The organism is Paenibacillus sp. 01T431, assembly GCF_056398625.1.
On record NZ_JBFTPT010000012.1, the window covers coordinates 160665 to 175399 of the forward strand.

Annotated in this window: 12 protein-coding genes and 1 pseudogene; 9 read left to right on the forward strand and 4 right to left on the reverse strand. The window is 45.0% G+C overall.

Annotated elements, in window-relative coordinates:
• Positions 1-68: 68 nt before the first annotated feature.
• From AC1DM9_RS21935 to AC1DM9_RS21945, 3 genes are all read left to right on the forward strand, one after another.
• Positions 69-230, forward strand: a complete 162-nt coding sequence (locus tag AC1DM9_RS21935) for a hypothetical protein (protein ID WP_477509244.1) — start codon at positions 69-71, stop codon at positions 228-230.
• A gap of 923 nt (positions 231-1153) precedes the next feature.
• Positions 1154-3259 (forward strand): sensor histidine kinase, encoded by a 2106-nt coding sequence (locus AC1DM9_RS21940; protein ID WP_477582192.1) that lies wholly within the window; start codon positions 1154-1156, stop codon positions 3257-3259.
• Positions 3260-3277: 18 nt separating this feature from the next.
• Positions 3278-3985 carry a response regulator transcription factor gene (locus AC1DM9_RS21945; protein ID WP_477509242.1) on the forward strand — a complete coding sequence of 236 codons (708 nt, stop codon included), beginning with the start codon at positions 3278-3280 and terminating at the stop codon, positions 3983-3985.
• A 285-nt stretch (positions 3986-4270) separates the two neighbouring features.
• Here AC1DM9_RS21945 and AC1DM9_RS21950 read toward each other — a convergent pair whose 3' ends face one another.
• The 3 genes from AC1DM9_RS21950 to AC1DM9_RS21960 all read right to left on the reverse strand — a co-directional run bounded on the left by AC1DM9_RS21950 (position 4271) and on the right by AC1DM9_RS21960 (position 7637).
• On the reverse strand, positions 4271-6640 hold the full coding sequence (locus tag AC1DM9_RS21950; protein ID WP_477582194.1) for a flagellin N-terminal helical domain-containing protein: 2370 nt from the start codon (positions 6638-6640) through the stop codon (positions 4271-4273).
• A gap of 157 nt (positions 6641-6797) precedes the next feature.
• Entirely contained in the window at positions 6798-6998 is a 201-nt protein-coding gene (locus AC1DM9_RS21955; RefSeq protein WP_076269472.1) for a carbon storage regulator, read from the reverse strand.
• A 477-nt stretch (positions 6999-7475) separates the two neighbouring features.
• Positions 7476-7637, reverse strand: a complete 162-nt coding sequence (locus AC1DM9_RS21960; RefSeq protein WP_147947669.1) for a carbon storage regulator — start codon at positions 7635-7637, stop codon at positions 7476-7478.
• A gap of 379 nt (positions 7638-8016) precedes the next feature.
• Between AC1DM9_RS21960 and AC1DM9_RS21965 the strand changes: the two are divergent.
• Together AC1DM9_RS21965 and AC1DM9_RS21970 are read left to right on the forward strand one after the other, a co-directional pair.
• Positions 8017-8298, forward strand: a pseudogene (locus tag AC1DM9_RS21965) (YkoP family protein); the annotation flags it as partial.
• A complete protein-coding gene (locus AC1DM9_RS21970) occupies positions 8249-8617 on the forward strand; it encodes a polysaccharide deacetylase family protein (RefSeq protein ID WP_477509240.1) in 369 nt (122 codons plus the stop codon). The pseudogene AC1DM9_RS21965 and the gene AC1DM9_RS21970, both read left to right, overlap by 50 nt.
• A 73-nt stretch (positions 8618-8690) precedes the next feature.
• Here AC1DM9_RS21970 and AC1DM9_RS21975 read toward each other — a convergent pair whose 3' ends face one another.
• The gene (locus AC1DM9_RS21975) at positions 8691-9494 is read right to left on the reverse strand and encodes a helix-turn-helix domain-containing protein (RefSeq protein ID WP_477509239.1); all 804 of its coding nucleotides are present in this window, start codon (positions 9492-9494) and stop codon (positions 8691-8693) included.
• A gap of 375 nt (positions 9495-9869) precedes the next feature.
• Between AC1DM9_RS21975 and AC1DM9_RS21980 the strand changes: the two genes are divergently transcribed.
• From AC1DM9_RS21980 to AC1DM9_RS21995, 4 genes are all read left to right on the forward strand, one after another.
• Positions 9870-11327 carry a sulfatase family protein gene (locus AC1DM9_RS21980; RefSeq protein ID WP_477582197.1) on the forward strand — a complete coding sequence of 486 codons (1458 nt, stop codon included), beginning with the start codon at positions 9870-9872 and terminating at the stop codon, positions 11325-11327.
• Between the two features lie 154 nt (positions 11328-11481).
• The gene (locus tag AC1DM9_RS21985) at positions 11482-12456 is read left to right on the forward strand and encodes a formylglycine-generating enzyme family protein (protein WP_477582325.1); all 975 of its coding nucleotides are present in this window, start codon (positions 11482-11484) and stop codon (positions 12454-12456) included.
• A gap of 96 nt (positions 12457-12552) precedes the next feature.
• Positions 12553-12852 (forward strand): hypothetical protein, encoded by a 300-nt coding sequence (locus AC1DM9_RS21990; protein ID WP_477509237.1) that lies wholly within the window; start codon positions 12553-12555, stop codon positions 12850-12852.
• 994 nt (positions 12853-13846) lie between these two features.
• Positions 13847-14716: a YitT family protein gene (locus AC1DM9_RS21995; protein ID WP_339208096.1), complete on the forward strand. Its 870-nt coding sequence runs from the start codon at positions 13847-13849 to the stop codon at positions 14714-14716.
• Positions 14717-14735 lie beyond the last annotated feature (19 nt).

Below are 14735 nucleotides of genomic sequence, written 5' to 3' on the forward strand. Positions count from 1 at the left end.
ATATGCTCCCCATACGGTAGACAGGTGAAATAATATATAACCTGTTTGCTGTGAGGGGAGCATTTTTCATGCCCGAAAATAAAATTAGTGCCTCAGAGAAATTAGCCATCGTGCAAGAGATTGAGAGCGGTCGAATTGGATTGAAGTACGCTGTTAGTAGATTTAAACTGAGTAAAAACACGCTCGTAAAAGGGAGACAACTTTATCGGTTATCTGGTGTTATAAGTTAGGTCGTTCTATTGTTAGTTCGATTATCGAGAAGCATAAAGGAACACTCTCTAGAAAGTATAGATAAGGGGAATGATACTATGAGGCTTGATTGCATCTTATTGTTTTTTTATTGACTTGATGGTCTATACATTTCAGATCAGTGATTCTTTTTCTTGTATTAAAATCAAATAACACTGGATAAAATATGTGCAAATCATGTTGTGAGTCCTGTCTATTCCGGTAGACATGCATGTTGAAATGCGAAAAACTCGTTAAAACCAACTAGCACTATATAAATAATCAAGTCGTTAGAAGCCTTACACCCTACGACCTTAAGGGACTTCTTAATACATAGTAAGACTTAGCGGACACTTGTTCTAATCCCCTCGCATTCACCATAGTACACCAGTCCGCATCAGGGCTGGTGTGTTTTTATGTGGCCCTATTCTATGATAGGTGTCGGCTTTATAATTATAATTTCCACTATAAAGCTGTAAAAGTACGGTAGTCAGACGTTCATAAGATGGGGGTACATCGTATTAGGTAATGTTCACACTGAGCACTCGGCACATGTGGGGCGCTGTATGTCACTCGTAAGAAAGTAGTAGTTAAGAGCCGCATTTACCTGTATATTGAAGTTTGAATGTATTTGAATCTACCACTATGATCTGCATCGGTGAGTCTACTTCGTTACCCGGTATATTCTTCTTGCTTAAAACATGGGTTTGCATGTTAATTAACCGTCCGGGGGTGGACGGTTTTTTCTTACGTTCAAAAAAGGACCTCATCGTAATGTTTGTGTTCAACGCCTCGTAGATATTTGCAGGGTACATTTACCTATAATGATGATATGATTTAGATAATCGACTTACTTATTGCGCTCTTGGAGATTGGGGTTGGGTTCATAATGAGGGGTATTCTCCGATTCGGTTCTCGTTCTATCTTGCTTTATATAATTGCTGCCCTTGTTATTGGTTCGGTTGTAAGCTATGCCGTCGTCCCTGCACCGGACTCCCCTAAGTTCCAAAGTGAAAAAGGCATTCTGGATATAACGCAGGCCCATGTCAGTGAGAATCCGGTAAAGTTAAAAGGGGACTGGGCGTTCTATTGGCAAGAGCTGCTGTCGCCTGAGGACATACAGAATCGCTTAGCAAGGGACGGAAATCATGATCGCTGGATCAGCATCCCGGGGTCATGGTTAGGCTATCAATTAGATGGTCAGCAGCTGAACGGTACAGGCTTTGCAACCTTTCGGGTGGTCATAAAGCTTAGCGAGCAGGATAGGAATGAGCGGCTTGCTCTGCGGATGCCTACCATTTTTCATGCGTATAAATTATGGGTTAATGGCGAGCTGTTGGCAGAGGTTGGTGTAGTTGGTCAGGACAAGAGCAGCGTGACACCGCATCTGGCAACGAAGCTGGTGTTCTTTCAGCCCAAGAATGACAAGGTAGAGCTGGTTATGCAAGTAGCCAACTTCCATCATAAGCGAGGCGGCATCACCAAGTATATAGAGCTCGGCGGCAGTGATGTGTTAACGGTTAGGACAAATCTGAGAATCGCCGCAGAAATGTTCACCACCGCAGGCCTGCTTGTGATTGGCGTATATCATCTGCTGTTATTCGGACTGCGACGCAAAGACAGGGCTCCATTGTATTTTGGTCTGTTCACCACGTTGTCCGGTATCCGATCCTTGCTGGTCGGCGAGCTCTTACTCACACAATTGTGGCCATCTTTTCCATGGGGATTGCAGTTCAAGATCGAATACCTGATTCTTTGCAGCATTGGTTATATCATGACGATGTACTTTGATAGCATTTTTCCGAATTATGTGTCGCGTTGGTTTCATCTTGTCACGCGGATCGTTACCGGCGCATTCTGTATCGTTGTTGTGGTGACCCCTGCACTTCTATATACCAAAATGTTACTGATGATCGGTGTGATGGTTTTTCTGCATATGGTTTATCTGATGGTTGGGCTAGTCAAAGCGGCTATGCGGCGTATGGAGGGAGCGCTAATCTTCCTGCTCGTGTCGGTGGTTGGTTTAGTTACTGTCGTCAACGATTTTTTATATTACAACGAATGGTCGCTGATCGGAAATACATCTCCGCTTGGTTTGTTGGTGTTTACGATCGCACAGATGATTCTGCTTTCTTCGAGATTTACGAGGGCGGCATCGAACGAGGAGAGGATTGCACGTGAACTGCAGGATGCTAACAACAAGCTGACCGAAATGAATTTGAATTTGGAACGAACCGTGCAGGAACGCACACAGGCCCTATCCGCTGCTCATGATGATCTCCGCACGTCGTATGACCGGTTGCTTCACTCCGAGGAAGGGAGGAAGAAGCTCCTTGCCTATATAACGCACGATCTGCGTATGCCGTTGTCCAGTATGCTTGGTTATGTAGAAGCTGTGCAGGACAGGGTCAAGCCGGAACGTAATGAACAGTACTTGAAGTATATCCGGGATAACACGATAAGGGTTAACCGCATGATCGAGGAGTTGTCCTTCTTGTCGCATTTGGAGACGGGACAAGTCTCGTACCGAATGGAGCAGGTTCATGTGGTTGACTTCTTGCGCCGGTTCTATGAACAATATGAGCTAGTTGTGCGTGACGCAGGGTTGGATTTCACGCTGGATTTCAGAGATGTGGAAGATCAACGCCCTGACATGCCTGTTGTCGAAATGGATGTGCAAAGATTAGAGCAGGCATTGTTTAATATAGTGTCGAACGCGATGAAGTTTACTTCTAGCAGTGGGTCGGTGCGTATTGCATTAGCTGTTGAAGAAGAGGATCATATCCGCCGTGCAATCATTAGCGTGCAAGATTCAGGCACAGGTATTCCCCCAGAGCAGCTCGAGCAAATCTTCGATCGTAATTACAGGTATGATCGACCGGGCCTGGAGAAGGGTATAGAGGGCAGCGGGCTCGGGCTGGCGATTTGCAGGGAAATCGTCCAAGCGCATGGAGGGACGATTCGAGCGGAGAGCGACGGCAAGACGGGGGCAATATTCTATGTATCGCTTCCTTGTATTCTTGTATTGTAGAAGAAAGAAGGTGACAGCATGATGGACATGCACAAAATTATGATCGTCGATGATGATCCCAATATATGCGAGATTGTTCAGGTGTATTGCGAGCGTGAGGGCTTCATATGCTCCTACAGCTACAGCGGGGCAGAAGCCATGAAACTGCTTACGTCGTTCGAGCCGGATTTGATTGTACTGGATGTATTGTTGGCTAATGAAAACGGCATTGATTGGTGTAGGAACGCACGTTTCTACACGAATGCGCCGATCGTGTTTCTGAGCAGCCGTGAGGAGGACGAGGTCAAAATCAGCGCATTATCCTATGGCGGCGACGATTATGTGACCAAGCCGTTTAGTCCAGGAGTACTCATGGCCAAGATCAAGGCTCACCTTCGCAGAGTGTCGACGGGCAGAAGGGAACAACTGCTAGAGTTTCCGGGTTTGACGCTGGATTACTACGCACAGTCCGCCATCATGGGTAGTGAAACCATTTTTTTAACGAAAAAAGAGTTCAGTCTATTGTCCTATTTGGCACAAAACGTTAACCGTGTCGTCACTGTCGATATGTTGTTTCAGCTCATCTGGGGAATGGAGAGTCTGGAGGATACGAGAACCGTCGCTGTACACATTAGTAATTTACGTAAAAAAATCGAAGCTGACCCTGTCAATCCTGAGAGAATCATTACGATTCGGGGGGCCGGATATATGCTGGTTGCCAGAAGTGCGTTACAAGCGAGAACATAGTAGCGTTAAGGTTGGTAGTGTGACCACGACTGCCGCTAACACACTGCAGCTAGAAGGGATAGAACCAAGCTGCCTTAATTGTAGTGAGCTGAACCGTATCATAAATAGAGCGAAATCCGTGGCAGACGTTCTGGAGAGGATCCCAGACTTCATGCAAAACAACCTCCAATTCCACCTATGATAAAGTGGAGATGGAGGTTGTTTTTACACGTAAAATTAGTAATAAGTGGAAACCGAAAAGTTATAAATGGGCCTTTGGGAAAACCCCTTCGGAATTTCAGGGAATTAACGGAGCAATTGCAGTACGCCTTGCGGCTGTTGGTTCGCTTGAGCCAACATAGATTGTGCTGCTTGAGTAAGAATGTTGTTCTTAGTGAACTCCATCATTTCCTTCGCCATGTCTACATCACGGATACGCGACTCAGCGGCAGTAAGGTTTTCAGAAGCAGCTCCAAGGTTGTTAATGGTGTGATCCAAACGATTTTGGTATGCACCTAATTTGGAACGTTCGGCGGATACAGCATTAATGGAATTATCTAGTACTGCAATTGCTCCAGAAGCCTTAGTAGCATCCGAAACATCAAGGGAGTACTCAACATTAACGTTATTAGTGCCATTATTGGTTTGTTTCGTAGTTGTCCAAGCAGCACCCGTAATCACATTTCCATTTTTATCTTTAATTACTGCAGATGTATCAGAAGAAGTTAACCCGAGAGCACTTGCACGCATGTCTGTAACATTCATGGACAAGGACTGACCTTGGTTTGCTCCGACTTGCATCGACAAGGATTTGTCCTCAACACCACCTTCAACTGTAAAAGCGGCTTGACCATTCGTTTTTGCGCCAATATTTACTTTGAGGCCATTTCCAAAATCGATCGTGGAGTTGGCTGCAATATCAGATTTCTTAGTTGTATCACCAGTTGTTGTGTTTGTCAGCGTAGCGGTTTTTGTTGTTGCAGCAGTAACGCTAAATCCATGTGTAGTAGGGCCAGTAAGTGTACCGATAGTAAGATCTACGCCATTACCCAGGTTATAAGTGCCGCCATCCTCAAACGTTAAAGTTTGCGTGCCAACCACAACGCCGCCATTGGCATCGTGGACTGTTGCAGTATAAGCATTTGCGGTACCAATGGTAAGGTCAAAAGTGTTAGAAGCGCTATACGTTGTACTATCAGCACGTGTATCAATGCTTACTCCGTTTGCGAAGGTAACTGTGCTGCCGGCAGTAAAGGTTACGTCAGGTCCGCCGTCAAATGATGCTGCAAGCTCATTAGTGACAGTAAAGCTATCAGTTCCATTGATAATTGTGTTACCAACGCCGTGGGCAATCGTGAAATCTCCAATTGTTACACTACCTGCAGCAGCACCTGCAGCAATAGATGTAGTACCTACAGTGCTGCCGCCTTGACTTAATGTAACCGTGCTGCTTACATCAAATGTTTGGTGATTTCCGGCTGCGTTAGCTCCAGTTAATGTGGTGTTAACCCCAGTAGCGGTTTTAAAGCTCACACCGAAGTCATTAGATGTTCCCAATGCCTTGAATTGATAATTTTGTACGTTGTTATCAAGAATAACTTTGTCTGTTAAAGCTGTAGTGCCGTCGGTATCCATTAATTGAACACTAAAAATACCGTTGCCTTCATCTGCATAAGCAAGTTGATATCCTACTCCATTGCTCAGTGCCGAAGAATTATCTAAACTCAAAGTAAGGGCACCAGCCGCACCTGCGGCAACAGTACCATTGTTTACCGCACCTAAAACGCCTACAGTTTTTATATCAAAGCTTCCAGACACTGAATTGTTACCTGTAACCGTAATACCATCGGCCGTAAGGCCTGTATTGGCACCGGTGAATGCGCCGGTTGCAACAGAATCTGTTCTTGTAATTGTTACTTCATGTGCACCGTTAGCCAAAGTAGAAGTAGGAGCAATCGAAACGCCTGTTACAGAGCCGGCCGGAGTATCAAGCGATGCATTTTTCGTTTGCGTTTGGCCAATACGAATTTCATAATCGCCGCTGTTAAGACTTGAGTTTGCCCCAACGCTAACGTTTTTAATTGCATTATCAGCAGTATGGGTTGCGGATTTCGTTACAGTGTCTGTAACATCTACTGTATAATTTCCTGCTTTCAGAGAACTGTTCTTATCTAAATCCGGATTCGAAATAGTCGTCGTTCCCGCATTGAAAGGATTAGTTGTTTTATCAATCGTTACAACACCGGATTTTTCCGAAATGTCCCCATTTAACAGTTTTTTCGTGTTGAACTCGGTCGTATTACCAATACGGTTAATTTCAGCTGATAATTGGTTGATTTCCTTCTGAATTTCGCCACGGTCATCAGCAGTGTTCGTATCGTTGGCAGCTTGCGTTGCGAGTTCTTTCATACGTTGAAGGATGCTATGTGTTTCGGTCAAAGCGCCTTCTGCCGTCTGAATCAGGGATATCGAATCTTGCGCGTTGCGCTGTGCTTGATCCAATCCGCGGATTTGTGCTCGCATTTTTTCGGAAATCGCAAGACCTGCAGCGTCGTCGCCCGCACGGTTGATACGAAGACCGGAAGACAATTTCTCTAAAGATTTTCCTGTTGCTCCTGTGTTACCTGCTAATTGCCGATGCGTGTTCTGTGCTGCAATGTTGTGGTTAATTCTCATTTCTCATTACCTCCATGTGGTGTGTTTTAGGTGCCTATCCGTTGGCATCCTTTGAAGCGCATACCCTGTACTCACAAGTCGTTGGTGGATTGCGCGCTAATCCAAAACAAGGATTTGTAAGTCAAACTGTTATCTTCCTTGATTTCACCACTCGTCCTTAAGTGGCAGGAGCTTCGACCTTTTTTGCCGTTTCTAAGGCTATATTGTTTTCTTCCCATAACTCTCCACGAACAATAGAAATATGCTTTGGTGCTTCAATCGCCAAACGTAAATGGCCTTCATCGCTCTTAATGACCTTTACCATAATGTTGTTGTCGATTAGCACATATTCTCCGGGTCTTCTCCCTAACACGAGCATTAGCTCATCCCCTTATCCCGCTCAGTAAATTGACATAAAAAAATGAGCAAACAAACCACTGCCCTTCTTCCTCCTGAAGAATGACGGCGACTCATTTGCTCATCCTAAGTCTCGTAATTATTTAATAAGTATTCAATTGTAAAAAACTACATTTAAACAGCAAAAAGACGAATAAATAGGCATCTGTTTCAAATGTTCCTCCTTGAAACTACATGCGTATTTACTCGTCCATGAGTAATCGAATATGAGATTAATTTATATATCGACAATGTATTTGAAATGTTTAGTCTTTTTGAAAAAAAAATTTGAAAGTTATTATCCTAAATTACGAAAGCCTATGGTTTCAGTCGTTTGAGAAAAATGGGCTTGGGCATCTCATAGGCTTTGCCCAGACGAAGCAAGTCCTTGTTTAAATATCTAAGGAAAGCTGCAAGTAAATAGAAGGGTCACTAGTGTTGCATAAATCTTCAGAATCATTTAGTCAGAAAATTCCGAAAGTAATTCTCCGCGAACGATAGAGATATCTTTTGGCGCTTCAATAGCCAAGCGTAAATGCCCCTCTTCACTTTTAATTACCTTTATGATAATTTTTTCGTTGATTACTATGTATTGTCCGGGTTTTCTTCCAAGAACCAGCATCAGACTCACTCCTTTACAGTGAAGGACCATTATATGATTTGAACTTATTTTACGAGAATTATCATTCATGCAATTGAGGTTTCCAAATTGCCTCCTGCAGCATTAACTTTCTACCATCCCCATAACCCTTAATGAGAGTCTGACTTTGTATTCTCACTTGCTGTATAGGCAGCAGGGAGGGGTAAGCTCAGTAGCAACGCTACAAACAAGCTGACCATTCGCCTTTTCATAGAGCTTTTCCTCCATGTATATTATCATGATAGATTAGCCCATTAATGAAACTCAAAGAAAACTTTAAGTTCGTGCTAGAGATAAAGCATACCAAAGAAAAAGATTACAAAGATAATTGGCTGTAAGAACGTAGAACAGATTAGGGTTTAAACAACATCCGATTCAATCAAAGTGTCTTAGAATATGGCTAACATTATACCTGAGATTTCTACTACGAGTGCTGCATCCCGTAGGTAGGCAACTTGTGAAGCAGAGCTCTTCAAAGCTGGTTCCAATGATGTTGATGATGTCTAGACAATCGTTGTTACATCATTATCAAAAGAAGTGCAATCATGACTCAATGGCTACCTGTCCTGTTTTTAATCGGTTCCTTTGTGTAAATGATGATTCCCGTAATATTGTCACGAGTCTTTGGTCTAGGTGTATATAAGAAAGGTATACAAGCACAACAGGCTGACTTTACTTTAGATGACGGCCCTGATCCACGCTATACACCTGAACTACTAGATTTGCTGAAGCAATATGATGTGTTGGCAACGTTCTTTGTACTTGGTAGTAAAGCTGAACAGTATCCACATTTGATACGAAGAATTCATGATGAGGGGCATCAAGTTGGAATTCACAACTACATTCATAAATGTAACTTACTTATATTTCAGTGGAAATTAAAGCGTCAGCATATCAATCGCATGGCAGATATTATTGAGGGGATTATCGGGGAGTATCAGGTTTCGCGTCGTTGCGGCTAGCGACAATGGATAGTTTCCTTCTTTATAACCGGGCCCGCAGATACCTGCGGGCTGTTTTGCTATGGTACAGAGCTCAGGTGAACAACTGGGCCGCGTCCTGCTGGTTCCCGTAGGTCATGAAGTCTGTAGGTGACATCGAGGTGTATTTTTTGAATACTCGGAAAAAGTAAGAGGTGTCATAGTAGCCTAAATAGTTTGAGATATTGGAGATGGACATGTCGGAGTTCAACAACAGGTTACATGCTTCAATCACGCGCAATTGATGGATGTATTTGATCGGCGATTGTCCGATAACTTCTCGGAATACGGCGATCGTATAGTTCGGTGAACGCTGAATTAATCGTGCCAGATCCTTGATTTCAATCTGTTCGCGGTAGTGGTCTAGCAAATAGTGTTTTATCATATCGGCATATTTCGTTTTGATCGGTATAACCTCGGGCTTCTCTAGTTCTCTTGCGATGATGCCAATCAGCTCTTGCAGGATGCCGTGACAAATGAAGGTTCTAAAGTTCTCCCCCTGGCGCATTTCCTCATATAAACGTTCAAATCTTCTATGCAAGTACTGGAGCCTCCACAGCTTGAAATGTACAAATTTCTTATCGTGAAGAAAAGGAATGAATGGCATAGCATCAACTTCATAGTTGAAGATGATCGTAAACTTTTGGTGTGGTCCGGAAGGGTGATTTTCACCGGCGCGACGCGAGCCATCTGGAATAAACATAAAGTCTCCCCGTTCACCGGTATAATCTTCGTTTTCAATCCTGTAAGTAACTTTGCCCTCCATGACAAGAACAAGCACATTGTAATTGATAACCTCGGAATGCGTACGCCAATTCGGGATGAAATCGTCAAAATGTACAGCTCTAATTGTCAGCATAAGCATCACCCATTTAATGAAAATAGTTGCCTTTATTATAGCATTGATAATTATCATAGTGTAAACGAAAACGTGTTGAAATCTTCAAGTTAGTGTTGAAATGTACATCTTCCGGAGATTATGTACATCGACAAAGAAAAGGGCTGACTCTTATACTGAAGATAATGCTTAAAGAAGGCGTTATCATTCTAGGGAAAGGGATAACGACATGAAAGCAAGGAAGTCACCGGGCGAATGAGAGCACGGCAAGCGGTACCGTTGCGGGAGATTAGGGCGAATTCTCAAAGCAGGTGATGCCAAGGGCTAATTACTTGCAGGGAGCTGCAGCAGTTGCAGGGACGAACAACTAGTAATCGAAGTAAAGGAGATTGAACGATGCGAGTATTGCTGCTTGATCTTGATTCCACCAGACCTGACCATCTTGGTTGTTACGGATACCATAGGAATACCTCCCCCCATATTGACAGGATCGCCGCCGAAGGAGTCCGTTTCGATAATTATTACACGTCCGATGCGCCGTGCTTCCCCTCTAGAACGGCGCTTATGACAGGAAGATTCGGCATTCATAACGGGGTTGTCGGTCACGGAGGGACAGCTGCGGATGTGCGCCATGAAGGCGAATCCCGCGATTTCCGCAGCAGGCTGGCCAGTGAAAGCTTCCCTTCGCTGTTCCGCAGCGCGGGGATGAAAACCTCACTTGTCAGCCCGTTCGGAGAAAGGCACACCGCCTGGACGTTCTATGCCGGCTTCAATGAAATTTACAATACGGGCAAGGGCGGCATGGAGTCGGCCGAGGAGGTGACGCCGGTCGTGCTCGAGTGGCTTGAGCGCAATGCCGAGCAGGATGATTGGATGCTTTACGTAAATTATTGGGACCCGCATACGCCATATCGTGCGCCGGAGGAATTCGGGAACCCGTTCAAGGACGATCCGCTCCCGGAGTGGATTACCGATGATATATTTGCAGCGCACCGTGAAAAGGTGGGACCGCACAGCGCGCACGAGATCAACATGTATAACAACCGTGTCTCGCCCCAATATCCCCGTCATCCCGGGGAGCTTGTGGATCGCAATGATCTCCGCCGTATGATTGACGGGTACGATTGCGGTGTGCGCCATATGGACGATAACATCGGTATGATTCTGAACGCGATGGAGAAGAAAGGCATTCTGGACGATACCGTAATTATTATAACGGCTGATCACGGAGAGAATATGGGCGAGCTTGGCATCTACGGCGAACATGGTACGGCAGACCAAGCGACATGCCGGATCCCGATGATCATCCGCTGGCCGGGCTGCATAGCCGGTCATGTGGATAAAGGCCTTCACTATCATCTGGATTTGCCGCCGACGATGGCGGAGCTGTTGGGACTTCAGCAGGCGCCGAGCTGGGACGGCCGCAGTTATGCCGACTCGATACTGACGGGCGAAGATACGGGACGCGACAGCCTCATTATTTCGCAATGTGCACATGTGTGCCAGCGCAGCGTAAGGTTCGACGAATGGCTCTACATCCGCACCTACCACGATGGCTATCATTTGTTCGACAAAGAGATGTTGTTTCATATCAAGGATGACATTCATGAGCTGCACAACTTGGCTCCCGCCCGCCCTGACATATGCAGAGAGGCTGCATACCGCCTGCTCGACTGGCATGATCAGATGATGATGTCGATGGAGCACGATGTTGACCCGCTCTGGACCGTCATACGAGAAGGCGGGCCCTATCATGCCAAGGGCAATCTCAGCGAATATGCTGAAAGACTTATCGAGTCGGGCAGAGGACGTTACGTGGAGGAATTGAGAAAGAGACATCCACAAGAGAAGTAGCAGTGAAAATGTTGAAAAAATTAATGTTTGAAGAAACGCCAGCAGTCCTTTTAAATCAATTTTCATGAGAGAGTTGTTCACTTCAGTGAAAAAATGATTTAAAGGATTTCTGGTGGCTTTCATGTGTGTGGAGGGAGGCGAAGGAGTGGAACAAATGAAATCCTGCTGTGCGGCAAGCAGGCTGCAAGCGAACATTGAGCACAGTGTTATAGCGGTCCCAGCACCGTCACAAACTGCCGTTCCGGAGCCGGATCACATCGACTTGGATTGGGCTATCATACCAGGCGGTTCCTTCGAAATGGGAACAATTTCTAGCGAAGGGTTTCCAAGCGATGGGGAAGGTCCAGTTCGGAGGGTGGAACTCGATGCCTTCAAAATCTCAGCTTGCCCCGTGACGAACGCGCAGTTTCGGGCATTCGTGGATGCAACCGGATATCGAACTGAAGCAGAAAGCTATGGATGGTCATATGTTTTCCATTTGCTGGTTTCAGATGAAACGAACATCAGGGTTAAAAATGTACCTCGGCAAGTCCCCTGGTGGCTTGTCGTTGATGGAGCAAATTGGAACAACCCGGAAGGGCCGGATTCGAGCATTGAGGGTCGTATGGATCATCCGGTCGTTCATGTCTCTTGGAATGATGCCGCGGCGTTCTGCTCCTGGTCTGGGACAAGACTGCCGACGGAAGCGGAATGGGAATATGCGGCACGAGGCGGTTTACAGGGCAGGACCTATCCTTGGGGGGACCTGCTCAAGCCGGACGGTAGGCATATGTGCAATATATGGCAGGGAAAGTTCCCAATTAAAAATAATGCAAGCGATGGTTATATCGGTACTGCTCCTGCTAAGTCGTTTGATCCGAACGGTTACGGACTGTATAATATGGCAGGAAATGTATGGGAATGGTGTGCGGATTGGTTCAGTCCTGCCTATCACCGTCAAACGTCTTCAGTGAATCCACGATACACACATGATACAGGCAAAAGGTCGATGAGAGGCGGCTCGTATCTGTGCCACCGCTCCTACTGCAACCGCTACAGGGTAGCGGCGAGAAGCGGCAATACACAAGACAGCTCAACGGGCAACATTGGCTTCCGCGTGGCCGCGGACCTAGTCCCTAAAGTAACTTAACGGCTATCGATACGGAATAAATGGAGTAGCTTAATACCCTCACGGTAACGGTGAATATTACGCCATGTGATCATGGTGTTTAGAATCACGATTAACGTGAGGATTTTTTGTCGTCGCTCTAGTGCTGAAGCGTTCGGCGCACAGGCGAGCCTGCTGCGAATTTTCTCCAATAAATTAAATGATCAACTGGAAAATATCATACCTGATTACCAGAGGTTGGAGCTGGAGAATGAGAAGGATATCGATCTAATTCAGGGTTATTTTTTCAACTATTGGAGCAATGGTCAAGGCATCATAATCGAGATGAAAGAAAGAGCCGCTTGCTACTTATTTGAATATTTTCCGAAACGAAAAAGCGAAGCTACTGCTGCTGTATTCGGATCTGAAGGTGTATGAGGTCGCGGACATGTCGGCTGTACCTACTGCCTTGTTTTGACAATTGTTTGAATGGAGAAATCATGTTATCCGTTAGTCAATTCCCTATGGGGGCAGAAGATGAACGATATGTTCATTTCTGTCCTTTTTTGTTTTAAAAATAATGAGAGAGTGAGGAGTTAGAAAAATGTAATCGACGAAGTTTAGGCACCTATACTTGCGAATGCGATGGGTCAGCATGGCAACTTAAACAATTTTTCATTTGTTAAAATAGGGTGGCAAGTGCGCCGCTTGTGTACAAAACGCACAACTGTAACCTCGTTAAGGTGAGACGAAGCCGTTCACCCAGAAAAAAATGTAGCTAGCACCTTGTACATCGCATTCAGTTAGAGAGGACGTAGGGATACGTCTTCTTTTCAAACGCAGAGAGATGCCGAACTTATAGTCARCCATTAGTCCCTTTACTTATGACAAATTGGTGGTCAACGTGGAAACAAAGGCAAGATGAATTAGGAGCGGTCGGTTTTGCTTAAAGATGAATAGCTTCCTCCTATGTGTTTTTTAATTTTAGCTCTCGCAAGTGGAGTCGTTCATTAATATACAGGAATAGCAAATGTTATCCATTATTAAACTCCAATTTATTTCTAGCGCTGATATTAGTGATGAGTTGAACTTATCCACATTTCACTTCAAATACATAACGCTGCAATCCCATTGGCAACGATGAGGTCAAAGGTTCGAACCCGGCGGAATCCATAATAATTAAAGCCTTTAAACACAGCATATCGGGTGTTTAAAGCTTTTGTATGGAGAGTAGGTTTAGAATCCTAGTTCGAGGTCGCATTTGCTCTTCTTTTATGATGTGGTTGCGTTTTGTTATAGGTTGCATAGGGTGGACGCGCCGCTATAGGAATGTAATAATTGACTTTAGGCGAATAGATATTTAGAATTTTAAAGGGAAAAATGTTTACATTTAGTGAAGTTAAAGAAACGAGAATAGGAAATGAGGTTTAAAATGAAGAAAGAGAATAAACAGACAGCAGTATTGGTCGCGGTGCTGCGAGGACTCATCGTTGTCATCGGTGCTTTTATTACGGCCTATGGCCTTGAGGCAGTATTAATTCCGAACAACGTATCGGACGGCGGCGTGACGGGTCTTAGCATCGTAGGGTCGAATCTATTCGGGTTGCCTTTGGGACTTCTCATTGCGATTTTGAATATACCGTTCGTATATTTAGGGTATAAACAGATTGGAAAAAGCTTCGCGATATATTCCGTGATCGGTATTGCTTCGCTGGCCGTGGGTACCGTCGTTATGCACCATATTACTCCGATCGTAGAAGGCGATACGCTCCTCGTCACCGTTGTCGGAGGCATCATTATCGGTTTAGGGATGGGTCTTGCTCTTCGGAACGGCGGCGCGCTGGATGGCATTGATATGTTGGCGGTATTGCTTTCCCGTAAGCTTCCTTTCGGTACAAGCGATCTTATCTTATTCCTGAACGTATTCGTATTTATCGTCGTCTCGACCGTATTTGGCTTGCAGGGTGCTATATTATCGGGGATTGCTTATTTTATAGCTTCCAAGGTGATACATATCGTCGAAGAAGGCCTCAGCGGAGCTAAAACGTTTAAGATCATTACCAAGCATCCTGAAAGCATGATTGACACTATTCGCGATCGCTTGGGTCGCGGCGCTACGTATAGTGTGGTGCAAGGCGGCTATTCAAATGAGCATTTTAAAGAAATCACATGCGTCATTAACCGTCTGGAAGAGCGAAAAATGAAAGAAATTATTCGTGAGATTGACGAAAATGCTTTCATCATGGTGTATGAGGTTGCTGAAGTAAAAGGTGGCAGCTTTAAGAAAAAGGACATCCACTAACAAATTTCAATTTCTAACC